24 protein-coding genes are annotated in these 23,737 nt (G+C 61.4%); 15 read left to right on the top strand and 9 right to left on the bottom strand.

The genetic code is table 11. The features are described 5' to 3' along the window. Positions 1 to 106 precede the first annotated feature (106 nt). Positions 107 to 1,057 (top strand): radical SAM protein, encoded by a 951-nt coding sequence (locus tag MF268_RS12455; protein WP_238371197.1) that lies wholly within the window; start codon positions 107 to 109, stop codon positions 1,055 to 1,057. 272 nt (positions 1,058 to 1,329) lie between these two features. On the opposite strand, the gene MF268_RS12450 is transcribed toward MF268_RS12455, so the two are convergent. After that, on the bottom strand, positions 1,330 to 1,599 hold the full coding sequence (locus tag MF268_RS12450) for an usg protein (RefSeq protein WP_238371196.1): 270 nt from the start codon (positions 1,597 to 1,599) through the stop codon (positions 1,330 to 1,332). Between the two features lie 221 nt (positions 1,600 to 1,820). Between MF268_RS12450 and gyrA the strand changes: the two genes are divergently transcribed. Both gyrA and MF268_RS12440 read left to right on the top strand, forming a co-directional pair. Then, the gene (gene gyrA / locus MF268_RS12445) at positions 1,821 to 4,547 is read left to right on the top strand and encodes a DNA gyrase subunit A (protein WP_238371542.1); all 2,727 of its coding nucleotides are present in this window, start codon (positions 1,821 to 1,823) and stop codon (positions 4,545 to 4,547) included. Between the two features lie 103 nt (positions 4,548 to 4,650). Beyond that, entirely contained in the window at positions 4,651 to 5,001 is a 351-nt protein-coding gene (locus tag MF268_RS12440) for a DUF6614 family protein (protein ID WP_238371195.1), read from the top strand. A gap of 92 nt (positions 5,002 to 5,093) precedes the next feature. Here MF268_RS12440 and MF268_RS12435 read toward each other — a convergent pair whose 3' ends face one another. Both MF268_RS12435 and dksA read right to left on the bottom strand, forming a co-directional pair. Further along, entirely contained in the window at positions 5,094 to 6,245 is a 1,152-nt protein-coding gene (locus MF268_RS12435; RefSeq protein WP_238371194.1) for an FAD-dependent monooxygenase, read from the bottom strand. 69 nt (positions 6,246 to 6,314) lie between these two features. Next, the gene (gene dksA, locus MF268_RS12430) at positions 6,315 to 6,737 is read right to left on the bottom strand and encodes an RNA polymerase-binding protein DksA (protein WP_088632783.1); all 423 of its coding nucleotides are present in this window, start codon (positions 6,735 to 6,737) and stop codon (positions 6,315 to 6,317) included. 181 nt (positions 6,738 to 6,918) lie between these two features. On the opposite strand from dksA, the gene MF268_RS12425 reads away from it, so the two are divergent. From MF268_RS12425 to MF268_RS12395, 7 genes are all read left to right on the top strand, one after another. Next, the gene (locus MF268_RS12425) at positions 6,919 to 7,761 is read left to right on the top strand and encodes an AAA family ATPase (protein ID WP_238371193.1); all 843 of its coding nucleotides are present in this window, start codon (positions 6,919 to 6,921) and stop codon (positions 7,759 to 7,761) included. A gap of 77 nt (positions 7,762 to 7,838) precedes the next feature. Continuing rightward, positions 7,839 to 8,294 (top strand): GNAT family N-acetyltransferase, encoded by a 456-nt coding sequence (locus MF268_RS12420; protein ID WP_238371192.1) that lies wholly within the window; start codon positions 7,839 to 7,841, stop codon positions 8,292 to 8,294. Then, on the top strand, positions 8,291 to 9,655 hold the full coding sequence (locus tag MF268_RS12415; RefSeq protein ID WP_238371191.1) for a DUF2927 domain-containing protein: 1,365 nt from the start codon (positions 8,291 to 8,293) through the stop codon (positions 9,653 to 9,655). The genes MF268_RS12420 and MF268_RS12415 overlap by 4 nt, the downstream gene beginning before the upstream one ends. Positions 9,656 to 9,674: 19 nt before the next feature. Next, positions 9,675 to 9,842 carry a hypothetical protein gene (locus tag MF268_RS12410; protein ID WP_088632434.1) on the top strand — a complete coding sequence of 56 codons (168 nt, stop codon included), beginning with the start codon at positions 9,675 to 9,677 and terminating at the stop codon, positions 9,840 to 9,842. 70 nt (positions 9,843 to 9,912) lie between these two features. Next, positions 9,913 to 11,097: a vWA domain-containing protein gene (locus tag MF268_RS12405; protein WP_238371190.1), complete on the top strand. Its 1,185-nt coding sequence runs from the start codon at positions 9,913 to 9,915 to the stop codon at positions 11,095 to 11,097. A gap of 89 nt (positions 11,098 to 11,186) precedes the next feature. Continuing rightward, positions 11,187 to 11,816: a carbohydrate binding domain-containing protein gene (locus MF268_RS12400; protein ID WP_238371189.1), complete on the top strand. Its 630-nt coding sequence runs from the start codon at positions 11,187 to 11,189 to the stop codon at positions 11,814 to 11,816. Positions 11,817 to 11,960: 144 nt separating this feature from the next. Beyond that, positions 11,961 to 12,644: a M48 family metalloprotease gene (locus MF268_RS12395; protein WP_238371188.1), complete on the top strand. Its 684-nt coding sequence runs from the start codon at positions 11,961 to 11,963 to the stop codon at positions 12,642 to 12,644. 6 nt (positions 12,645 to 12,650) lie between these two features. Here MF268_RS12395 and MF268_RS12390 read toward each other — a convergent pair whose 3' ends face one another. The 5 genes from MF268_RS12390 to MF268_RS12370 are packed head-to-tail and all read right to left on the bottom strand — an operon-like array spanning position 12,651 to position 17,932. Continuing rightward, complete coding sequence (locus MF268_RS12390) at positions 12,651 to 13,190, bottom strand: RSP_2648 family PIN domain-containing protein (protein ID WP_238371187.1); 540 nt, start codon at positions 13,188 to 13,190, stop codon at positions 12,651 to 12,653. Then, the gene (locus MF268_RS12385; protein ID WP_238371186.1) at positions 13,187 to 14,395 is read right to left on the bottom strand and encodes an RSP_2647 family RNA methyltransferase; all 1,209 of its coding nucleotides are present in this window, start codon (positions 14,393 to 14,395) and stop codon (positions 13,187 to 13,189) included. The genes MF268_RS12390 and MF268_RS12385 overlap by 4 nt, the downstream gene beginning before the upstream one ends. Positions 14,396 to 14,433: 38 nt before the next feature. Beyond that, positions 14,434 to 14,700, bottom strand: coding sequence for a hypothetical protein (locus MF268_RS12380; RefSeq protein WP_238371185.1), 267 nt, complete (start codon positions 14,698 to 14,700; stop codon positions 14,434 to 14,436). After that, positions 14,690 to 17,500, bottom strand: a complete 2,811-nt coding sequence (locus tag MF268_RS12375; protein ID WP_238371184.1) for a bifunctional [glutamine synthetase] adenylyltransferase/[glutamine synthetase]-adenylyl-L-tyrosine phosphorylase — start codon at positions 17,498 to 17,500, stop codon at positions 14,690 to 14,692. Before MF268_RS12375 ends, MF268_RS12380 begins: the two co-directional genes overlap by 11 nt. Positions 17,501 to 17,539: 39 nt before the next feature. Next, complete coding sequence (locus MF268_RS12370; protein ID WP_238371183.1) at positions 17,540 to 17,932, bottom strand: nuclear transport factor 2 family protein; 393 nt, start codon at positions 17,930 to 17,932, stop codon at positions 17,540 to 17,542. A gap of 38 nt (positions 17,933 to 17,970) precedes the next feature. On the opposite strand from MF268_RS12370, the gene MF268_RS12365 reads away from it, so the two are divergent. The 5 genes from MF268_RS12365 to MF268_RS12345 all read left to right on the top strand — a co-directional run bounded on the left by MF268_RS12365 (position 17,971) and on the right by MF268_RS12345 (position 21,272). Continuing rightward, a complete protein-coding gene (locus MF268_RS12365; RefSeq protein ID WP_238371182.1) occupies positions 17,971 to 18,438 on the top strand; it encodes a YbaK/EbsC family protein in 468 nt (155 codons plus the stop codon). Between the two features lie 138 nt (positions 18,439 to 18,576). Further along, positions 18,577 to 19,002 carry a DUF2852 domain-containing protein gene (locus MF268_RS12360; RefSeq protein ID WP_238371181.1) on the top strand — a complete coding sequence of 142 codons (426 nt, stop codon included), beginning with the start codon at positions 18,577 to 18,579 and terminating at the stop codon, positions 19,000 to 19,002. 70 nt (positions 19,003 to 19,072) lie between these two features. Beyond that, positions 19,073 to 19,516 carry an RDD family protein gene (locus tag MF268_RS12355; RefSeq protein WP_238371180.1) on the top strand — a complete coding sequence of 148 codons (444 nt, stop codon included), beginning with the start codon at positions 19,073 to 19,075 and terminating at the stop codon, positions 19,514 to 19,516. Positions 19,517 to 19,580: 64 nt separating this feature from the next. Continuing rightward, positions 19,581 to 20,402 (top strand): arginyltransferase, encoded by an 822-nt coding sequence (locus tag MF268_RS12350; RefSeq protein ID WP_238371179.1) that lies wholly within the window; start codon positions 19,581 to 19,583, stop codon positions 20,400 to 20,402. Between the two features lie 150 nt (positions 20,403 to 20,552). Further along, complete coding sequence (locus tag MF268_RS12345) at positions 20,553 to 21,272, top strand: tellurite resistance TerB family protein (RefSeq protein ID WP_238371178.1); 720 nt, start codon at positions 20,553 to 20,555, stop codon at positions 21,270 to 21,272. Between the two features lie 83 nt (positions 21,273 to 21,355). Here the strand turns inward: MF268_RS12345 and MF268_RS12340 are convergent, their stop codons facing one another. Further along, complete coding sequence (locus tag MF268_RS12340) at positions 21,356 to 23,728, bottom strand: TRAP transporter large permease (RefSeq protein ID WP_238371177.1); 2,373 nt, start codon at positions 23,726 to 23,728, stop codon at positions 21,356 to 21,358. Positions 23,729 to 23,737 lie beyond the last annotated feature (9 nt).

Here is a 23,737-nt window from a genome sequence, read left to right as displayed (position 1 = left end):
AAACATCATATCATTTCCGTGACGCATCACAACTCTGTAAACCGGCTTTTACTTTGCCCCAGCCATAGGATAATTTGGCCAAAGTTTCTAGCTTTCGGACAGGTATATGAAAGATCTCGATCATCGGGGCGCAAATTCGGGCAAGTTCGTCGATCCCCGCATCACAGCCGACGGGTCTGAACGGGCCTCTGTCGCGCTCTCCCATCCTGAAACGCTCTGGTTCAACACAGGCACGCTTTGCAATATTACCTGTGCGAATTGCTATATCGAAAGCAGCCCTACCAATGATGCGCTGGTCTATCTCACCGCTGACGAGGTGACCGACTATCTCGATCAGATCGAAACGCGCAACTGGCCGATCCGTGAAATCGGGTTTACCGGCGGCGAGCCTTTCATGAACCCGCAGATGCTCGACATGGCCCGAGCCGCCCTGACGCGCGGGTACGAGGTTCTGATCCTGACCAACGCGATGCAGCCGATGCTGCGCCCGCGCATCCGCGCCGGGCTGGCGGATCTTCAAAAGGACTTTGGCGAACGGATCACCCTGCGCATCTCGCTCGATCACTTCGACGCCGCCCATCATGACGAGGAACGCGGAAAAGGCGCTTTTGCCAAGACCATCGAGGGCATGATCTGGCTGCGCGACACCGGGTTGCGCATGGCTGTCGCGGGCCGCATGCGATGGGCCGAATCCGAACCCGATGCGCGCGCCGGTTTCGACGCGCTGTTCGAACACTACGGGTTCGACATCGACGCGCACGACCCGGCGATGACCGTTCTATTCCCCGAAATGGACGAAACCGCCGAAGTGCCGGAAATCACCACCGCCTGCTGGGGCATTCTCGACAAATCCCCTGACGCGGTCATGTGCGCCTCGTCCCGGATGGTGGTGAAACGCAAGGGCGCCGAAAAACCGGCCGTTCTGGCCTGCACCCTGCTGCCCTATGCACCGGAATTCGAACTGGGCGAAACCTTGGCCGAAGCGGAGCGCGACGTGAACCTCAACCATCCCCATTGCGCGAAGTTCTGCGTTCTCGGCGGGGCAAGCTGTTCCTGAACAGCGACTTGCCCGAAACACATTCCCGAGCCTACTTCGGTCGTGTCCTTTTATATAGTGAGACCCGGCAGACGCTTCCGGTTTCCCGAATTCGGGTTGGATCTCATCCCGTCAGCTAGCGGCATTCACCATGCCAAGCCCCCGTTCAGAATTCATGATTGATTAACCACAAACGCCCGCAAAACACTGTCAGGGGCGTTTTCGTGCCTGAATGTCATACACGGGGTGTACAGGGGGTGCACGCTTTGTGCACCGCCCGCTATCGCCTTTTGTTAATGAAGCGTGAACTCTCCGGTGACATTGCGCCATTCGCCCGAGCTCAGCAACTTGCGATGCGTGAATCGCACCGAATGCAGCGGCCCGTCGATTTCCTTGTTCCAGAACTCCACGAATTCGAACAGTTTCGGATGGTCCGGCGCAAGGTCGTATTCCTGCCAGACAAAGCTGTTCAGCACGTTCCGGTAATCCGGCATCCGGTAGTAGAATTCCGCCGTCGTCAGACCATAGCCCCGCAGCATCATTTCCGTTTCGCTCATTCCCATCTTGAACCCTCTTACACTTGCCTGTAGGTCCATCTTGAAATCAAAATCTTTAAAATCAACAAAAACAATCTGTTAGCAGTTATTCCCGGTGGCTGCCAAAGCAGCGGGTCACGAGGCATTGCACCTCATATGACGGTTCTGCTAAGGTCGCTCCACAATATATAGTCTCGACCAAAGAACGGGCAGCCGACTTGACTGATACGCCAGAACCCCCTGAAAACATGGATGAAATGCCACCCGAGCGGCCAGCCTACTCGGGACCGTCCGTGTCCATCGAATCCGAGATGCGTACATCCTATCTGGATTACGCCATGTCGGTCATCGTCAGCCGGGCGATTCCGGATCTTCGCGACGGCCTAAAACCTGTGCATCGCCGCATTCTTTACGCGATGCATGAAACCAACAATGCGCATGACAAGCCCTATCGCAAGTCCGCGCGTCCCGTTGGCGACGTAATGGGTAAATACCACCCCCATGGCGACAGCGCGATCTACGACGCGCTGGTGCGTATGGCACAGCCCTTCTCCATGTCGCTGCCGCTTCTGGACGGTCAGGGCAACTTTGGTTCGATGGACGGCGACAACGCCGCGGCCATGCGCTACACCGAAGTGAGGATGGACAAGCCCGCCGCCTACCTCCTTGCCGATATCGACAAGGAAACCGTTGATTTCCAAGACAATTACGACGGCAAAGACCGCGAACCCACGGTTCTGCCCGCGCGTTTCCCGAACATGCTGGTCAATGGCGCCGGCGGTATCGCCGTCGGTATGGCGACGAATATTCCGCCCCACAACCTTGGCGAAGTCATCGATGCCTGCCTTGCGCTGATCGAAGATCCGGACCTCACCTCCGAGCAGTTGATCGACTATATCCCCGGCCCCGATTTCCCCACCGGCGGTATCATGCTCGGCCGATCCGGCGCCCGCAAAGCCTATCTCGAAGGCCGCGGCAGCGTCATCATCCGCGCCAAGACCCGGATCGAGGAGATCCGCAAGGATCGCTGGGCCATCGTCATCGACGAGATTCCCTATCAGGTGAACAAGGCCTCGATGATCGAAAAGATTGCCGAAGCCGCTCGCGAAAAACGTCTCGAAGGCATCGCCCACGTGCAGGACGAATCCGACCGGAACGGTGTTCGCGTTGTCGTCGAGCTGAAACGCGACGCCACGGCCGAGGTCGTTCTGAACCAGCTGTTCCGCTTCACCCCGATGCAAACATCCTTTGGCTGCAACATGTTGGCGCTGAACGGCGGCCGTCCCGAAACGCTCACTCTGCGGCGTTTCCTGACCTCCTTCATCGATTTCCGCGAGGATGTCGTCGCCCGCCGTACCGCCTATGAATTGCGCAAGGCCCGCGAGCGTAGCCACATCCTCTGCGGTCTGGCCGTCGCCGTTTCCAACGTGGACGAGGTCGTCGCCACGATCCGCGCCTCCGCCGATGCGGCCGAGGCCCGCGAAAAGCTGATGACGCGCCGCTGGCCCGCCGCCGAAATCGCCGGATACATCCGCCTGATCGACGACCCGAGCCACACCATGAACGAGGACGGGACCTATAACCTGTCCGAGATCCAGGCCCGTGCGATCCTCGAACTCCGCCTGCAGCGCCTGACCCAGCTCGGCGTAAAAGAAGTCACCGACGAGCTCGAGGAACTGGCAGGCAAGATCAAGGAATACCTCGAAATTCTCGGCTCGCGCGACCGGATCATGGGGATCATCTCGGACGAGCTGAAAGAGGTCCGCGACCTGTTTGCCGTGCCTCGACGCACCGAGATCGTCGATTGGTCCGGTGATATGGAAGACGAGGACCTGATCGAACGCGCTGACATGGTCGTGACGGTCACCTCGGGCGGATATATCAAGCGTACGCCGCTGGCCGATTTCCGCGCCCAGAAACGCGGCGGCAAGGGTGTCTCCGGCGGCGGGCTGAAAGAAGATGACGTGGTGACGACACTCTTTGTCGCCAACACACATACGCAGCTTCTGTTCTTCACAACCGAAGGCATGGTCTACAAGCTCAAGACCTGGCGCCTGCCGCAAGGCGGTCGCACCTCCAAGGGCAAGGCCATCGTCAATATCCTGCCGATCCCGACCGGGGTTTCCATTGCCGCGATCATGCCGGTCGACCGGGATGAGAAAGAATGGGACGATCTGCAGATCATGTTTGCCACTTCGGCGGGCGATGTGCGCCGTAACGCCTTGTCGGACTTCACCAATGTGATGCGGAACGGCAAGATCGCGATGGATCTGCCCGAAGGGGTCGAACTGGTAAATGCCCGCATCGCCTCGGAAGATGACGATGTGATGCTGGTGACTGACTCCGGCCGCGCGATCCGTTTCCGCTCCACCGATGTCCGCGTCTTCAAAGGCCGAAAATCCACCGGTGTGCGCGGCATCCGCCTCACCAATGGCGACCGGGTCGTGTCGATGTCGATCATCCGCCATTTCGAAGCGACACCGGACGAACGCGCCTCCTATCTCAAGATGCGCCGCCTGATGGCCGGGGTGACCGAAAACGATTCCGAATCCGACGAGGATGGCGGCAACGAGGACAGCACCCTGCCGCAGGAACGCTATGCTGAGATGTCGGCGGCGGAAAACCTGATCCTGACGATCACCGCCAAGGGTTCCGGCAAACTGTCCTCCAGCCATGACTACCCGCTGCGCGGACGCGGCGGCATGGGCGTCATGGCGATGGACAAGGCAATGCGCGGTGGCGATCTCGTGGCCTCCTTCCCGGTCGATCTCGAGGACCAGATCATGCTTGCCACCTCGCGCGGCCAGTCGATCCGGGTGCCGGTCAAAGGCATCTCCTTCCGCTCGCGCAGCGCCGGGGGTGTCCGTGTCTTCAATACCGCCAAGGGCGAAGAGGTCGTAAGCGTCGCCTGGATTGCAGAAAGCGAAGAAGAAGACGCGACAGACGAAGGCACGCTCACCGGCGGCGAGGAATAAGATCGACGGGCGGGTGCCGGATATCGGTTCCCGCCCCGATCCTCTTAACAGGCCGGTAACCCATTTGCGCCAAACTCCCCGAAAACCGGCGGAGTGATGCTGAATGAACCTTTATTGCGCGACCATCGATCTCAGGGACGATGCCAAGGCTCTGGCCTTTGCCAAGGCCGTGGATGAATGGATGAGCTTCCTGCAAGGCCGCGGCGTCATCGGAAGCTGGCGCCTCTTGCGACGCAAACTCAACCTCGCTGCGGATTGCTATCGCGATTTCCTGCTCGAGGTCGAAGTCGCCGACATGACACAGCTCGATCAGGCATTTCGCCTGTCCGGCCAGCAAAGCGAAGAGGTTGAAACCCTGCATCAGGCGGTCAGTGCGCTGGTCCATGCAGCCGATTTCTCACTCTACCGGCCCTTCCCAGACCCGGAACGCTCAGAACGCATGGCGCTGATCTAATTCCCCGGCTTCTTTGGGTCAAAAATATCCCGGGGAGTCGCCCCTTGGGGCGACGGGGCAGCGCCCCTTTGCCACTTCGGCAAGTGTCCCCCTCAAGCGGTTACATCCGCGCCATATATCCACTCAAAGCGGGGCGCGATCCTCTCGCCGCCAAGCCGCAGCGCGATCTGGCCGATTTCGCGAAACGGGCTTGGCGCATGAAACTTCCATGTATTACCCCGCGCCGCCGCCACCACGCGCCGGGCCCGGTCGATCCGCATCGCTTCGTACTGCGCCAGTCCGCCCTCTGTCAGCGACTGCGCCAGCACCCAGCCGTCCTCGATGGCAAGACAGGCCCCTTGCGCCATGAAAGGCAGCGTCGGATGGGCCGCGTCTCCCAGAACTGCCACCTGCCCGCGATACCAGCTCCCGGCAACCGGATGCAGGTGCAGCCCCCAGATATGCACCTTGTCCACGCGCTGCAGCAATGCGCCCACTTCACCGCCGAAATCGCCGAAACGCGCTTGGAACTCGGCCAAGTCACCTTCCGCGCGCCAGCTTTCCTGCCGCCAGTCGAGACGATCCTCCACTGCCACGATATTCATCCACGCGCCGTCGCGCAGCGGATAGGTCACCACATGGCGGCCGGGCGCCATGGTCAGGAGCGCCCGGATGGTTTCCCCGCCAGTCGCCGGAACGACCGCGCGCCATGCGGCCTGTCCCGAGAACCGCGCCTCCTGCTGCCCACAGACATAAGCGCGCGACACGCCGCGCACCCCGTCCGCGCCGATGACCAGCGGGCTTTCGATGCTGCCGCCATCCGCAAGCTTCACAGTCACCGCTTTGCCGGCCTGTTCCAGCCCGACCACCTGCTGCCCCAGCTCGATCCTTACACCGGCCCCCAGCGCAGCTGTCTCAAGACTGGCCAACAGATCGGCGCGATGAAAATACCATGTCGGGCCAGCCTTTGGCGGTGGCAGGCGAGTCACCATGCGCCCCGCCCTGAAATCCCGCAGCTCCACCCCGTCCGAGCGCACCGCCCCGGCGGGGATAGCGCCAAAGACATCAAGCGCGCGCAGGACTACCATGCCATTCTGGCTGATCTGGATCCCGGCCCCCACCTCTGCCAGCTTGGCCGCCTGTTCCAGCACACATACCTGCGCACCCCGTCGCGCCAGCGCCAGCGCTGCCGTCAACCCGCCGATACCGGCGCCCAGCACGGTGATCTCGCGCCCCTTCAGTTCCATCAGTCTCTCGTTCGTCATAAACAAAAACGCCGGGGCAACCCGCCCCGGCGCAGCAATTCATTGGCTGACCGGTCAGGCCAACCGAAATCAGTCGTCGCGGTGGACTTTTTCGCGGCGCTCGTGGCGTTCCTGCGCCTCGAGGCTCATCGTCGCGATCGGGCGCGCATCGAGGCGTTTCAGGGAAATCGGCTCACCGGTCACTTCACAGTATCCGTATTCGCCTTCTTCAATGCGGCGCAGCGCGGCGTCGATCTTGGAGACCAGCTTGCGCTGACGGTCGCGGGTGCGCAGTTCAAGGGCGCGGTCGGTTTCTTCGCTGGCACGGTCGGCCACGTCGGGGATATTGCGTGTCCCGTCCTGTAGACCTTCGATCGTGTCGCGGCTTCCCGCCAGTAGTTCCTGTTTCCAGTTCAGCAGCTTGCGTCGGAAATATTCAACCTGCTTATCATTCATAAACGGTTCATCTTCGGCCGGACGATAATCATCCGGCAGGAAAACATCCTGCTTCATATCTGCTCCCTCTGTCTGGCCAAAAACGTCCTGCATCACTGTTCCCTAGACATCCGGCTCCCCATGTCGCAGCGTTTAGACGAGCCGTCCGAGAATGTCACTACACAATCACGCCGCGCTCGGGTTAAAAGGCATAAACTGAAACGCAATAGCCATGGGAACGGCAAAGGATTGAGTAAACATGAAGTTTGAAGGTACCAAGGATTACGTGGCAACCGATGACCTGACCATTGCGGTCAACGCGGCGGTCTCGCTCGAGCGCCCCCTGCTGGTCAAAGGCGAACCCGGCACCGGCAAGACCGAGCTGGCCCGTCAGGTGGCCGATGCCCTTGGCCTGAAGATGATCGAATGGAACATCAAGTCCACCACCCGCGCCCAGCAAGGTCTTTATGAATACGACGCGGTCAGCCGGCTGCGCGACAGCCAGCTTGGCGACGAGCGCGTTCATGACGTGAAGAACTACATCAGGAAGGGCAAGCTCTGGCAGGCCTTCGAGGCGGATGAAAAGGTCGTCCTGCTGATCGACGAGATCGACAAGGCCGATATCGAGTTCCCGAACGACCTCTTGCAGGAACTCGACAAGATGGAGTTCTACGTCTACGAGACCGGCGAAACCATCAAGGCGACACAGCGCCCGGTGGTGATCATCACCTCTAATAATGAAAAGGAACTGCCGGACGCGTTTTTGCGCCGTTGCTTCTTTCACTACATCCGCTTCCCGGACGAAGCGACCATGCGCAAGATCGTCGAAGTGCACCACCCCGGCATCAAGGAAAGCCTGCTGACCACCGCGCTGACCCAGTTCTATGAACTCCGCGAAACCTCGGGGCTCAAGAAAAAGCCGTCCACATCCGAAGTGCTGGACTGGCTCAAGCTGCTGCTGGCCGAGGATATGACAGCCGAAGATCTCAAGCGCGACGGGGCCAATGCCCTGCCCAAGCTGCATGGCGCGCTGCTCAAGAACGAACAGGATGTCCATCTCTTTGAACGTCTCGCCTTCATGGCACGCGGGCAGAACCGCTAGCCTGGCCCGACCCGTCAGGGGCGCGGGTCCAAGGAATTTCACTTGAGCGATGCCCCGCGCTCTGACACCTTGCGGCCATGAACAAACCAGATACCTTCCTGATCCGTCCTCTGCGCCCCGACGACCGGGAATGCTGGGCCGCGCTCTGGACCGCCTATCTCGAGTTCTACGAGACATCGGTCGAGCCCGAAATTTACGATTCCACTTTTGCGCGGCTTATTGGCGATGACCCACAGGATTTCAGCTGTTTTGTGGCCGAGAGCGGCAACAAGCTGATCGGGCTGACGCACTTCCTGTTTCATCGTCACGGCTGGAAGGTGGAGAATGTCTGTTATCTGCAGGATCTATATGCGACGCCGGAAAGCCGCGGCACCGGCGTTGGGCGCGCGCTGATCGAAGCGGTCTATGCCGCCGCTGACACCGCAGGTGCGCCATCGGTCTACTGGCTCACGCAGGATTTCAATGAGACCGCGCGCAAGCTCTATGACCGGATCGGCGTCAAGACACCCTTTATCAAGTACAGCCGACCATGATCCGCCTTGCCCTGATCCTTGTTGCGACCATTCTGGCAGCCTGCTCGGACCGGGGCGCCTCGGACACGCCAACCCGCGCGAGGATCGCGGACAGCACCCTGCCGCCGGTCAAGACCTTTGGCCCGACGATGGTGCGTGCTCCTGTGGCATCCAACGCCAACATCGCCGCCGATTTCCTTTCTCTGCATTTCGAATTGGAAAGCGGTCGGCCGCTGCCGATCCTTACCCGTTTCGAAGGCCCGATTTCGGTGCGCGTCACCGGCAATGCAGCGCCCAGCCTGCGCCCGGATCTGACCGCGCTGGTGGGCCGGTTGCAGCGCGAGGCCGGGATCGACATCCGTCAGGTCGGCGAAGCGCAGGATGCCAATATCACGATCCAGTCCGTCAGCCGGGAAGATATCCGCAAAGCCTTGCCGCAGGCGGCCTGTTTCGTCGTTCCCAATGTGGAAAGCCTTGCGGAATTCAAACGTAAGCGTCGACAGCCCGCGACCAACTGGTCGCTGCTGCGCGAACGCTACAAGATGGGCATCTTTGTGCCCCAAGACGCGCCGCCACAGGAAATCCGCGACTGCCTGCATGAGGAGCTCGCGCAGGCGATCGGTCCGCTGAACGATCTCTATCGGTTGCAGGATTCCGTTTTCAACGACGACAACGTCCACACGGTGCTGACTGGCTATGACATGCTGATCCTGCGCGCGACCTATGCGCCCGAATTGCATTCAGGCATGTCGAAAGCCGAAGTCGCCGCGCGGCTGCCGTCGATCCTGACGCGGCTCAACCCACGTGGCGACAGCGAGCCATCCCATGCAATTTCGGTCACCCCGCGCAGCTGGATCGGCGATGTGCAGATCGCGCTTGGCCCGGGGTCGAGCAACAACGCCCGACGCTCGGCGGCGGCCAGTGCCGCGCGGACGGCGCAGGATCTGGGCTGGATGGATCACCGCCGCGCTTTCAGTCATTACATGCTGGGCAGGATGATCCAGAACGACGACCCCCGCCTTGCCCAGCAGCACTATGAAAGCGCAATGGGCTATCTTTCGGCCACGCCGGGCACCGAATTGCATCGCGCCTTTGTCGTGACCCAAACCGCCGCCTTTGCGATTTCGCAAGGCAGGGGCGCCAGCGCGCTGGAACAGGTCGATCCCTATATACCGGTCGCCGCACGGGCCGAGAACGCGGCGCTCATGTCTACGCTCATGCTCCTCAAGGCCGAAGCGCTCGACCTGATGGGACAAACCGACGAGGCGCGTTCTGTCAGGCTGGACAGTCTGGGATGGGCGCGATACGGGTTCGGCTCTGACGCGGCGGTCAAGGCAAAGATGCGCGAAATCTCGGATCTCTCGCCCCTGCCCCGCGGCTGACTAAAAGCGAGGAATTCACATGCTGGTCATCGGGGGCGCCGTACTTGGCGCGGCTCTTGGAGCGATTACCGCCCGGCGCAAGGGCGGCAACAGGCTGGACATGCTCCAGTATGCCGCTGCCTGCGCCATCGCGCTTGCCATTGTCGGTCTGTTCGCCACGGTTTTCATTCACCGCGCCTCGATCTAGGGCCGCACTGGCATCCCGGCGCGAGAGCCGTTAACCTGCACGCAACAAAACGCAATCAGGGGCCAGTTTCATGTTTCTCCCGTTCTTCGAGAATCTCCGCAAATCCGGTATCCCGGTCTCCCTGCGTGAATTCCTGAGCTTTCTGGAAGCCATGAAAAAGGGCCTCGCGACCTATGATGTCGAGGCGTTCTATTATCTCGCTCGCGTGTCGATGGTGAAGGACGAACGCAACCTCGACAAGTTCGACCAGGCCTTTGCCGCCAGCTTCAAGGGGTTGGAAAACATCAGCTTCGAGCAGGTTCTCGAGGCCGTGGACATTCCTGCCGACTGGCTCGAGAAAATGGCCGAAAGGCACCTAAGCCCCGAGGAAAAGGCCGAGATCGAAGCGCTTGTCGGGTTCGAAAAGCTGATGGAAACCCTGCGCGAACGGCTCAAGGAACAGGAAGGCCGCCATCAGGGCGGTAACAAGTGGATCGGCACCGCCGGCACTTCGCCCTTTGGCGCCTACGGCTACAACCCCGAAGGCGTGCGCATCGGCCAGAAAGAAAGCCGCCACCAGCGCGCGGTCAAGGTCTGGGACAAGCGCGAATTCAAGAACCTCGACGACACGGTGGAGTTGGGCACGCGCAACATCAAGGTGGCGCTCAAACGGCTGCGTCGATGGGCGCGCGAGGGCGCCGCGGACGAGCTTGATCTGGATGGCACGATCCGATCCACCGCCGAACATGGCTATCTCGACGTGAAAACTCGCCCAGAACGGCGCAACGCGGTCAAGGTTTTGCTGTTTCTCGACGTGGGCGGCTCCATGGACCCGCACATCAAGGTGGTCGAAGAACTGTTCTCGGCCGCACGGTCCGAATTCAAGCACATGGAGTATTTCTACTTCCACAACTGCCTCTACGAAGGAGTCTGGCGCGACAACCGGCGGCGCTGGGATGCGCAGACACCGACCCACGAAGTGCTGCGCACCTACGGGCCGGATTACAAGGCAATCTTTGTCGGCGATGCCTCGATGAGCCCCTATGAAATCGCCTATCCGGGTGGCGCGAACGAGCACTGGAACCCCGAATCCGGGCAGACTTGGCTGCAGCGGGCGCGCGACCACTGGCAGTCGAACCTCTGGATCAACCCGGTCCCCGAGAAATACTGGGCGTATACCCACTCCATCAAGATGATCCAGGAAATCTTTGAAGATCAGATGGTTCCGATGACTCTCGCCGGACTTGGCAAAGGCATGCGCGAACTTACGCGCTGACGGAAAGGCTCTTTTTAGAAACCGTTTTGTAATAGCCCCCTTGCATGTTAACGTTGGGTTAATTTTATGACGAACTCACCGGGGGTATTATGCTCAGACTTGGACTTGCCGCCTTTGCGGCAGCATTCACATTCGTTGCAGGCAGTACGCAGGCAGCAGTGATCTTTCAGGACACGTTCTCGGACGACGATCAGGGCGGCGGAGGTTTTACGACCGTCACCGATCTGACGAACTGGGACATTGTGCAGGGTAATGTCGATATCCTGAACGCGGGCGGATCTTATGCCTGCCCGACCACCTGTATCGACCTTGACGGCACCGGATCGTCCGCTCCGGCCATCCTGCGCTCGAAAACGCTCTACGATTTCTACGCCAACGAGCAATATACGCTCACGATCGATATGCCGCGCGGCACCCAGCCGGATTCCTTGATTTTCGGCATCGATGTGCTAGGCGTTGGCGTTACATCCGAGACGGCGGTCAACTACACCTTTCCGTCGACCTACGTGATGAACTTCAGCAGCCCGACGGATATATCGGCCTATCTCTATCTCGAGATGCTGGCGCCGCCGAATAACCTTGGTCCCTACCTGAACACTTATACGCTCGAAGGACCGCTGCGCACGTCACAACCGCCAGCCATACCGCTTCCTGCGACGGGCATGTTGCTGGTGGGTGCGCTGGGACTGCTCGCGGCAAGACGTCGGCGGGCGACCTGATCTCGCGCGAATGGAACACGACCGGGGGTGGCATCTGCTGCCCCCGATTTCGTTCGAGCGAACGGCCTTTGATCGATGTTGCGACCAAGCGAATTTGATCTCTGACGCCTTGTTTCCCATCTCTCGCCGCGCCATATCTGGGTGATGCTGCGCTTTACCCCGATCCTGCTGGCCATACTCTATGCGATTGTCATGTATCGCTTTTCCGTTTGGCGTACCCAAAAGGAACTGAGCGCGAAATCGACGGAGCTGGCCGATCCACGCCTGAAAAAGCTGACCGACCGTCTGGCGGCCAGTCTCGAAGTGGCGCGCATCCCCGTCTACATCTACGAAATCGACCCCGTGAACGGGCTTGCCGCGCCGGACGGGCGAATATTCATCACGCGCGGTTTCTATCGCAAATTCCAGAACGGCGAAGTTACCGGCGAGGAACTGTCGAGCGTCATTGCCCATGAACTGGGCCATGTGGCACTGGGCCATGCGCGGCGCCGGATGATCGACTTTTCCGGGCAGAACGCCCTGCGCACGGCACTGATGATGATGCTTGGGCGGTTCATTCCCTTTATCGGACCATGGATCGCGGGCGCGCTGACCTCGCTATTGGCCGCGCGCCTGTCGCGTCAGGATGAATACGAGGCCGACGCCTATGCCGCCGCCTTGCTGACCAAGGCCGGGATCGGCGTCTCGGCGCAGAAATCGCTGTTTAACAAGCTGGACGCTCTGACGGAAAACCGCGCCGGTGTTGCTCCCGCGTGGCTGATGAGCCACCCGAAAACGCAGGAACGTATCGCCGCGCTGGAGCGGCTGGAAAGCGACTGGGGCGTCTGAGCCGGTTCACCCAAGCGCCTTTGCCAGTCGCGGCAAGCGCGCTTTCTTGAGCAGCGCGCGCATCTCCCACCCCTTGTCCGACAGGCGACGGGCTTCCTCGAGAACGGCGTTGGCCGCATCCGCGACATCATTTGGATGCTCTTGCCAGATGCCATGCAGGAAACCATCGGCATCGACGCGGGCCAGACCTTCCTCCTCAAGAATATTGCGCGGGAAATCCTTGGCGTTCAGGGTCATGATCGCATCTGCCGAGGCAGCGACAGCCACGGCCAGTACATGCAGGTCCGCCGGATCCGGCAGCCAGAGCCGCGCCTCGATCCCCGGTGCAGCCGCCTGTTCGGCATCGGGCCAGCGCGACCGCAAAAGCGCGATTTCAGACCGCGCCTGCATTTCGCCCTGCGGACCCAACTTGATCGCGGCCCGCGCCCATTCCTCGAGAATACGTGCCGACCAGATCGGCGTGAAATGGCCCTTCGCCGCGGCGGCCAGCACCATTTCCCGCATCACCGTCGGGTAAAGCACGCAGGTGTCGATGACGATTTTCACAGCCGGAAGAACACCGCTTTGAGATAGCCGCTTTCTGCAAGCTGCGGCAGCTGCGGGTGGTCCGGTCCCGCCGCGCCGGTATAGAGAAGCTGTGCCTGACGGCCCGCGCGTCCGATTCCACGCAGGCTCGCCTCGCGGAACTTGGCCAGATCGGCGGCGTGCGAACAGGAACATAGACCCAGATAGCCGCCCTCGGCGACCAACGGCGCAGCCAGCTTGGCAATCCGCTCATAGGCGCGCAGCCCGGCATCCAGCGCCTGTTTGTTTGGTGCAAAAGCTGGCGGGTCGCAGATCACGACGTCGAATTGCGCACCTTCCTGACCAAGCGCTGTCAGCGCCTCGAACGCATCGCCCTGTCGCGTGGTAAAGCGGTCTGCCACGCCACCGGCCTCGGCTCCTTTTTCTGCCAGTTCAAGTGCCGGGGCCGACCCGTCGACCGCCAGCGCCGAGGCTGCGCCGCCTGCCAGCGTGGCAAGCGCAAAGCCCCCCACATGCGAAAAGACATCCAATACCCGCGCGTCCTTGGCCAGACCGGCTGCAAAGGCGTGATTGGGGCGCTGGTCATAGAACAGACCGGTCTTTTGCCCGCCGGTCAGATCCGCCATATAGGTCGCCCCGTTCATCGGCACCGGCAGCGGTTTGGTCGGGGCTTCGCCCAGCAGAACCGAGGATTGATCGTCCAGCCCTTCAAGGGCGCGGGTCCGGCCACTGGCGTTCTTGAGGATCGTGGTCACACCGGTCACCTGCGCCAGCGCCTCGGCCAGTTGATCGATCCGCGCCTCTGCCCAGGCGGCGTTGGGTTGCACAACACAGGTATCGCCGAACCGGTCAATCACGACGCCGGGCATCCCGTCCGCCTCGGCATGGACCAACCGGTAATAAGGCGCGTCATAGAGCCGTTCGCGCAGGGCAAGCGCGCGTTCGAACCGTGTGGCGAACCAACCGGTGTCGACAGTCGCATTCAGGTCGGTGTCGAGCACCCGGCAGATGATCTTGGAGGTTGGATTGACCGCCACCAGCGAGATCGGGTTGCGCTCGCTATCCTCAAGCACCGCCAGCGCGCCGGGCGTGATTGCACGGGTGCGCCGGTCGGTCACCAGATCGTTGTCGTAAACCCATGGAAAGCCCCGGCGCATACCGCGCGCATTGGCTTTGGGTTTCAGGCGCACGCGCGGCAGGTCGGGGGTGGTTGGGTTCTCTGTCATGGCGGTCTCATACGCGGGTGCGCGGCGAGGCGAAAGGGTCAGTTGCGCGGACGCGAACGCCAGCCGCCCCGTCGGCGCGGCGTCGTCAGCGTGGTTTTGCCTTCGGCCAGCACGGCGGTCATCGGATGATCCGGATGATCCGGGCCGTAATGGCCTGACAGACGCTCGATCGCCGGGGCGGTATCCGCGTCGGCAGGCAGGCTCAACGCCCAGTCGAGAAAGATCGAGCGGCATTCGGCAAGGGTGATCCCGTCGATCCGATAGGCTTCGCGGATAAGCCCTTTGGGGTCGTCTTCATTCTTCATCGCATGATACCCCCTCAAGCGCCGCGTCTATCCGGGCCGCGGTTTCCGAATAGGACGCAACCAGCCCGTCCTGCAAGCTTTCGAGATCCTCGGCTTTGGCCGTCCGGCACAGGAAGGTTGCGCCGCCCTCGCCAATGCGGGCGCTGTCAAGCGGACCACCGGTGAGCAGCCGTGCTGCCGTGCGCACGGCCCAGAGCCTGTCGTAAACGGCACCAAGTGCGCCGGCATCCGCCTCCGACAGCCATCCTGCCGTCGCCGCCGCCCTGAGCCCCTTCCCAACGCCGCCGACTGGTTCGCCCGCCAGCAGCGCGCCGGCCTGCGCGACCAGTTCAATATCCTGCATACGCCCCGGCCCGGTCTTGGCATCCCACGGCCCGTCGGGGGATTTCGCGGCCATGAGCCTGTCGCGCATCTCGGCCACCTCGCGCAGGACTTTTTCGCGTTCCTGCGGCTGCCCCAGAAGCTTCGCCCGGAAGGCTTCGATTTCCTGCCCAAGGCCTGTGCCGCTCTCGGTGATGACCCTTGCCCGGGTCAGGGCCAGATGTTCCCAGACCCATGCCTCGTTCTGCTGGTAGTCGCGGAAGCTGGTCCAGCTTGTGGCGACCGGCCCCTGATTGCCCGAGGGGCGCAGGCGCATATCCACCTCGTAAAGCCGCCCTTCGGCCATCGGCGCGGTCAGCGCCGTGATCAGCGCCTGCGTCAGCCGCGCGTAATAGGGACGGGCGGCAAGCGGGCGTTTCCCATCAGAGCTTTCCTGATCCTCGGGGTCGTAGATCACGATCAGATCGAGATCGGAGGCCGCGTTCAGCGCCCGCGCGCCAAGCGAGCCCATGCCCAGCACTGCCGCCCCGCGGCCCGGCGGCGCCCCGTGCTTTTCCGCGAATTGCGTGACGACCACCGGGAATAGCGCCTTGATCACACTGTCGGCGAGATCGGCATATTGCGCGCCCGCCTCATCCGCGCTTATCAGGCCGCGCAGATGGTGCACCCCGATACGGAACCGCCATTCCTTGGCCCATCGCCGTGCGGCGTCGAGCTTGCTTTCATAATCCGGCTCGCGGGCCAGCGCATTGATCGCCCCCTTGGTCAACGCTTCCTCGCCCGGCCAGTCGGCAAAGAAATCGCCACCGATCACCGCGTCGAAAACCGAGGCGTTGCGCGACAGGTAGCCCGCCAGCGCGGGCGAGGTGCCGACAATATCCACCAGCAAGTCGATTAGCTGCGGATTTGCCTCGAAGAGCGAAAAGAGCTGCACCCCGGCGGGCAGACCGGCAAGAAACCCGTCAAGTGCCAGAAGCGCTTCCTGTGGCTCGCTGGTGCGCGACAGGCGGTTGAGAAGCTCTGGGCGCAGCCGTTCAAAAATGCGCCGCGCCCGTTCGGATCGTAGCGCCGGATAGCTTGGCCAGCGGCGACAGACCGAAATGTCGATCTCGGGCGGCGGATCTTCCTGTGGGGTGCCGTTGGTGTCGGGGGCGAAAAAGCCTTCGGTCAGCTCATGCACCGCGCTCAGCCGTTCTGCCAGTTCGGCGATCAGAGCCGCGCTGTCCTTGTCCATGAGGCAGGCGACGCGGGCCATTTCCTCGGGGTTGACCGGCACCTTGTGGGTCTGGGCGTCATGCACCATCTGGATGCGATGTTCGACTTCGCGATGGGTGCGGTAATAGTCGATCAGGCGATTGCTTATGTCCGAGGGGAGCCAGTTACGCGCGGCCAGCGCCTCCAAACCCGGTACCGTGCCGCGCAGACGCAGGCTTTCGTCGCGCCCGCCTGCGATAAGCTGTCGGGTCTGGGTGAAGAATTCGATCTCGCGGATACCGCCGCGCCCAAGTTTCATGTCATGGCCCGGCACCGTGATCGCGCCGCCAAGCCCCTTGGTCTGCCGGATGCGCAGGCGCATGTCATGAGCGTCCTGTATCGCGGCGAAGTCGAGATGCCGCCGCCAGATGAAGGGGCGCAGGGTCTTGATGAACCGCGCCCCCGCCTTGAGATCGCCCGCCACGGGGTTGGCCTTGATATAGGCCGCGCGTTCCCATGTGCGGCCAAGGCTTTCGTAGTAGGTTTCGGCCGCCGCCATCGACATGCAGACCGGTGTGACAGAAGGATCCGGGCGAAGCCGCAGATCGGTGCGAAAGACATAGCCGTCGCCGGTCCTGTCGCTGAGCGTCGCGCACATGTTGCGGGTCGCCCGGACAAGACCCTGCCGAGCGTCATGAAAATCATCCGCGTCATAGCGAATTTCATCGAACAGCACGATCAGGTCGATATCCGAGGAATAGTTCAGCTCGCCCGCGCCCATCTTGCCCATCGCCAGCACCACAAGGCCCGCCGCCTCGGCGATGTCATCTTCGCCCTGCCCCGGCAGTTTCCCGCGCCGTACAAGCTGTGCGATCTCTGCCTTGATCGCCACATCGCAGGCCAACGCCGCGAATTCGCTGAGCGCGCCGGTCACGCGTTCAAGCGGCCAGACCCCGGCCAGATCGGCGAGTCCGGCGATCAGCGCGACCCGCTGCTTGGCCCGCCGCAGCACGGGTTTCAGCTCATCCGGCTTTGGCAGGTCTTCGCGCTTTGCCGCGACGTCATCGAACAGTGCCGCAAGGGCCGCGTCCGCATCCTCGAGCGCGGGAACCAGCCAGTCCTTCTGGCGTTCGGCCAGTTCCTTGAGATAGGGGCTGCTGCCCGCCGCGCCCCGGATCAGCTCGGCCAGATCGCCGCTGAGACCGGGCATACGGTCAAGACAATCCTGCCCCAGTTCGGGATCATAGGCGCGGGGCAGACGGGTGATTTGACGGACGAATTCCATGGTCTGACGCAATCATGACGCGCGCGGCGGCGCAAGGGTTCAAGGAGCCTCGACCGGCGTATCCTGCGAGAAGAGGTTGTGCCATCCCTGCCCATGACGCTCCCAGAGAGAGGAAACATACATGTCATGCCAGTCCTGCCCGCGCCGGAACCGCGCGCGGTATGACAGCATGGCCAGATCCGGCGCATAGACCTGAATGCGCGTTTCGCTCAGCGCGTATTCGGCAATGCTCGGCCCCGCATCTAGCTGGGAAACATGGCCTTCTCGGTCGGAGAACCCGCTTGGATAGACGCCAAGGAAATCGGGTGAAAGGGCCGCGCGATCGGCCTCGGTATCGCCCCGGGCCAGCGCCTCCCAGACCGAGGTTTCCAGCGCCAGCATCTCGGGAAGGTCCGGGGGTGGATTTTCGCTTTGTAACATGGTTTTCAACATGCACGCCCGTCCAGCCGCGTCAATTGAGAGAAAGAAGAATGAGCAAGAGCCTGAAACGCGTCCGCGCCGCCCTTGAAGCCGCAGGCGAAACCCCGGACATTCGCGAAACCGCATTGGCCCGCACGGCACAGGATGCCGCCGATGCGCTGGGCTGCGGGGTCGATCAGATTGCCAAGTCGATCATCTTTCGCGGAACGGGGAGCAATGAGGCGCTGCTTTTCGTGACGGCGGGTGGTAATCGCGTCGATGCGGACAAGGCGACCGCGCTGGCGGGTGAACCGCTCGACAAGGCGGATGCCGCCCTGATCCGGGCACAGACCGCATTTGCCATTGGCGGCGTGTCACCGGTGGGCCATCTCAACCCGATCCGCAGCTTCCTTGATCCGCGCCTGATGGATTTCGAGGTTATCTGGGCCGCAGCCGGTACGCCGCACCATGTATTTGCCATCGCGCCGAAGCGCTTATCCGTTCTGACCGGCGCCGAATTAGTCGAGTTCACCGAATAGCGGCTGCCCCGGCCCGGTCAGACGCATTAATGTAAATTCTTTTCACATCACCCCTTGCAGAGGGCCCGGTGGCTTCCCATCTGTCGTAATGTGAAAGACATTCACATCCACATGATCCAACACCGGAGACTGACGACGATGCAAACACTGACCAGCACTGCCCACGCCCCATCGCCGATGGGCTGGCTTTCCAAGGCCGAACACTGGCTCGACACACGCGGTAAAGGCGCGTGGATCGCCGTGATGGTACTCGGTTTTGTCTTCTTCTGGCCTGTAGGTCTTGCCCTTCTTGCCTATATGATCTGGAGTAAACGCATGTTCAAATCTTCCTGCAAACGCCGCTCGGCGTGGAATTCGACGCAATTCAGCATGTCCTCGACCACCGGGAACAGCGCCTTTGACGCCTACAAGGCCGATACCCTGAAACGGCTTGAGCAGGAGCAGCATGATTTCGAGGCATTCCTCGAGCGACTGCGCGAAGCCAAGGACAAGGCCGAGTTCGACCAGTTCATCGACGAACGTGCCCGCAAGAACGAAGATAACGGCACCGAATCGACACTTTGACCGATATTTATGCAATCCCTGCGACCGGCAGGGATTGCCGCTTATTGCTAAACAAAGGACCCTAGCGACCATGTCAGCCCTGCCCGATGCGGATCGACAGCCGCAATTTTACGAAAACGTACCGGCCAAGCGTCTCATCGCCTGGATTGTCGACACGATCCTGATCGTGTTGCTCTCTCTGGTCGTGGTCGTGCTGACCGCCTTTGTCGGGCTCTTCGTCTGGCCCATCCTCTACCTGACAATTGGTTTTATTTACCGGACAGTAACCATCGCAAACGGCTCTGCCACTTGGGGCATGCGCTTTGTCGGGCTGGAGTTGCGCGACATCAACGGACGGCCTTTCGACCTTTCGCTGGCTTTTCTGCACACCTTTGGCTATACGCTCAGCATGGCCGTGCCGATCCTTCAGGTCATCTCGGTAATCATGATGATGACCGGGTCGCGGGCGCAGGGCCTCACGGATTCCCTACTCGGTTCGGTCGCGCTCAATCGCCGCGCATCGGCCGTGAGTTAACTTCGCCACTTGGCGGGGCCGTATCGCGTTGTTATCATCATTGAAACAGTACGATGAATGATTAATGCGCCACACTTTGCCAATAGCTCCGCAGTTCTATGTAACTGCGCCTCAGCCCTGCCCTTACCTCGAGGGCAGGATGGAGCGTAAGCTGTTCACGGCACTGCAGGGCGAAAACTCGGACAAGCTGAACAACTCTCTCTCGCAGCAGGGCTTCCGCCGGTCGCAAAACGTGTTGTACCGCCCGTCCTGCGCGGAATGTTCCGCTTGCCTATCAGCGCGGATCGACGTGTCGCGGTTCAAGGCCTCGCGCAACCAACGCAAAGTGATTTCGCGAAATGCCGAAATCCACCGCAAGGCCACCTCCCCCTGGGCGACCGAAGACCAGTACGATCTGTTTCGCCGTTATCTCGATTCACGTCACGCGGACGGCGGCATGGCCGATATGGACGTCTTCGAATTCGCCGCGATGATCGAGGAAACCCCGATCCGCAGCCGGGTGATCGAATATTCCGATCCCGAAGAAAACGAGATGATCGGTGTCAGCCTGACGGACGTGCTCGATGACGGGCTGAGCATGGTCTATTCCTTTTACACCCCCGACCGTCCCCGTGCGAGCCTGGGCACCTACATGATCCTCGATCACGTACAGATTGCCCGCGATGCGGGGCTACCTTACGTCTATCTCGGATACTGGGTGCCGGGCAGCCAGAAAATGGATTACAAGTCCAAGTTCTCGGGGCTTGAGGTCTACCTGGGGGGCGAATGGCAGCAGATGCGCGACCCTGCGGCCTATTCCTCTGACCTTCATCCCTTGTCGACCGATCCGATTGCCGAACAGGTCGCCAACATCAACCTTCCCGACCGCCGCCCGACCAGCGGCTGACGCCGTCTGTTGGCCTCGTTATGACGGCGGATATCTGCCGGTTTCTCCTGCGTGGGACACGTGCCTCTCCCCCCTCACTGCAGCTTTCTTGATTTGCCACGCCCCCGTGCCCACCTCGGTTACAACCGTATTTGTACAGGGAGATTTACGATGGATATCAACAGGCTGCTGGACAGTTTTCTGGGCTCGGGTCAGTCCGGTCAGGGCGGGTCGAAACAGGGAACATCTGTCAGCGACCGGATGTCGAACCTGCCTGGCGGGCTTGGCGGCGGTGCCGCAGCCGGTGGCATGATCGCGCTGCTGCTCGGCACCAAGAAGGGCCGCAAGCTGGGCGGCAAGGCGCTGAAATACGGCGGGCTCGCCGCTGTCGGCGGGCTGGCCTACAAGGCCTATCGCGACTGGCAGACGAACCAGAGCTCGGGCACCGAGGAAGCTCCGCTGAACCTACCGAAGCCGCCCGCGAACAGCGGGTTTGATATCGAGAACGATCAGGATGCCAGCGGTCAGGATTTCCGCCTGTCGCTGATGCGCGCGATGATTTCGGCCGCCAAATCTGACGATCACATAGATCAGGACGAACACATGCGTATCCGCGAGCAGATCGAGCAGCTGGGCCTTGGCGCCGAAGAGAAAGCCGCCCTGTTCGACTGTTTCTCGGCCCCTGCAGATTCCTCGGCCACCGCGCGACTTGCCCGGACGGATGAGCAGCGCGCCGAGATCTATCTGGCCTCGGTTCTTGCGGTCGATCCCGATACGCCCGAGGAAAAGGCCTATCTCGACGATCTGGCGCGCCACCTCGCCATGCCCGACGGTCTGCGCGGGCATCTTGATCTCGAGGCCAGCGCCGCGCGCAAGCAGGTTCTGGAATAAACCCGACCGACAGCCTGAAACGACAAAACCGCGCCCCGGAAGAGGCGCGGTTTTTTTTATTTAACGAGAAGCAGTTACCGGGATCAGTAACCACCGAGTATCTGCGGCACGATCGTCACGATGGCAGGGAACAGCCAGAGCAGCCCCAGACCCGCGACTTGGATCAGCACGAAGGGCAGGATACCGCGATAGATATGTCCGGTTGTCACCTCTGGTGGGGCAACGCCGCGCAGATAGAAGAGCGCGAACCCGAAAGGCGGCGTCAGGAAGGACGTCTGCAGGTTCACCGCGATCATGATCGTCACCCATTTCGGATCAAAGCTGCCCCCGTAGATGACGGGGCCGACGATTGGCACGACGATGTAAATGATCTCGAGGAAATCGAGCACAAAGCCCAGCACGAACAGCACCAGCATAACGATCAGGAAAACTTTGAATTCGTTGTCAAAGCTCATCAGGAACTGCTGGATGTAATGCTCGCCCCCAAAAGAGATCACCACGAGGTTCAGCAGTTGCGACCCGATCAGGATGGTGAACACCATCGAGGTGACCTTGGCTGTTTCGCGCACAACCGGCCGCAGAACGCCGGTGCGGTAAAGCACCCAGCAGGAATAGGCCAGACCGAAAGCCGCAACCATGTAGCTTGCATAGGCAAGGAAGAACGCGACCCAGCCTTCAAACGTCACATTCGCCTGATTGATCCGCAGGTCAAAGTTCATCCCAAGCAGGATCATCACGACAACGGCCAGCGTGGCCATGATGATGATCTTGCCCGATCCGCCCTCGTCCTTGAGCTTGCGATAGGCGGCGAGCATGATGGCCCCTGCCGCGCCAAGCGCCGCTGCCGGTGTCGGGTTAGTGATCCCGCCAAGTATCGACCCCAGCACCGCCACGATCAGGACCAGCGGCGGAAAGACGACACGGATCAGGTCGTTTTGCGCCAGCCGTGCGGCCGCGTGCCGACAGGACCAGAGCGTGATCGCCAGCGGGATCGCCAGCAACAGCACCGTGGCACCCGACGAAGTCAGCGGACCGATCAGCAGCAGATCGACGATCAGAACGAGGACAAGCCCAAGCGCACCCACCAGCAACGGAACCGGTGACGCCATCGGCGCAACGCCGCGCGCCGTGGTGAGGACCAGACCCAGCAGAACCACGATGGTGGCAACGCCGGTGCCGATCGGTGCGGCATTCATGACCGGCACAGCATCGGCCGGTGTTTCAAGACCGTCTGCTTCGGCGGCGTCTTCCGCTGCCTGTGCTTCGGCCTCGGCCACGGCAGCCGCCCCCGACGCACGCAGTGCTACGGATTCATCCCATTTTTCCTGCCCGTGCAGCTCGATCATCGAGGCCTGGCACTGTTCGCTGACATTCGTGCGCAGGATCGAAACGTTTTCGGCACTGCTACTGGTGTCGAGATGCCGGTCCTGTGCACCGATCACGCCGATTTCGGCAAGCAAGACCGCGCCACCGATCAGCAGAACCGGCGCGGCGATGAACCAGCCAAGACGTTCGTTACGGGTCAGCGGGTTGCCGACCCGCGCAGCAAGCGTAACGGCAGGTGCACGTGACGGGTTCAGCAGCGCATAAACAAAGGCGTAGCCTGCGTAGAGGATTGCCAGCAGAATGCCGGGCAGCATGGCCGACTGGAACAGCGTGCCCACGGAAACAACCGCCGGACGGCCCAGATAGGTCAGCGCGTCGGAACAACCCGCCGCCTGCGCCCGCGCCTCTTGCGCGGTGGAATAGAGATCACCCGCGAGCGTGCCCAGCAGAACGATCACGATGGACGGCGGAATGATCTGCCCCAACGTTCCCGAGGCCGCGATGACACCAGTCGAAATCTCGGGTGAATAGCCGTTGCGCAGCATGGTCGGAAGGGAGAGCAGCCCCATGGTCACCACGGTCGCGCCGACGATCCCAGTCGAGGCGGCAAGGAAGGCGCCCACGACGACAACCGAAACGGCCAGACCGCCCGGCAAGGGGCCAAAGACACGCGCCATCGTGGTCAGAAGATCTTCGGCAATTTTCGAGCGTTCGAGCACGATGCCCATCATCACGAACATCAGAACCGCAAGCAGCGTCTCGATGGACTGACCGGCAAAGACACGGTCGTTCATACGGTTGACGATAAAGGAAAGGTTGCGGTTCAGCGCCTGTTCCCAACCACCGTCGAACACCGGCGTTTCGTAGCGTGGTAGCTCGGGGTATCGGAAGACCGATATGGCATCCCTGTGAACTCCGGAATTAACAAGCTGCTGATAGGCGTCCGACCCGGTGTCGATCGCCTGATGGATCAGCAATCCGGCACTGTCGAGCCCGGCGATGATGCCAAAGGAAATGGCACCGGCACCGGAAATGGCGAATGCCACCGGAAAGCCCGAAAGAATACCTGCGAAGAGGCAGAGCAGAACGATGATCAGGCCGATCTCGACGCCGTCTAAACCCAAAAACATATGTCGTTC

The organism is Heliomarina baculiformis (assembly GCF_019966545.1).
GTDB lineage: Bacteria > Pseudomonadota > Alphaproteobacteria > Rhodobacterales > Rhodobacteraceae > Heliomarina > Heliomarina baculiformis.
Note: the sequence above shows the minus strand (reverse complement) of the source record. Positions and strands in the feature narration are given on the sequence as shown.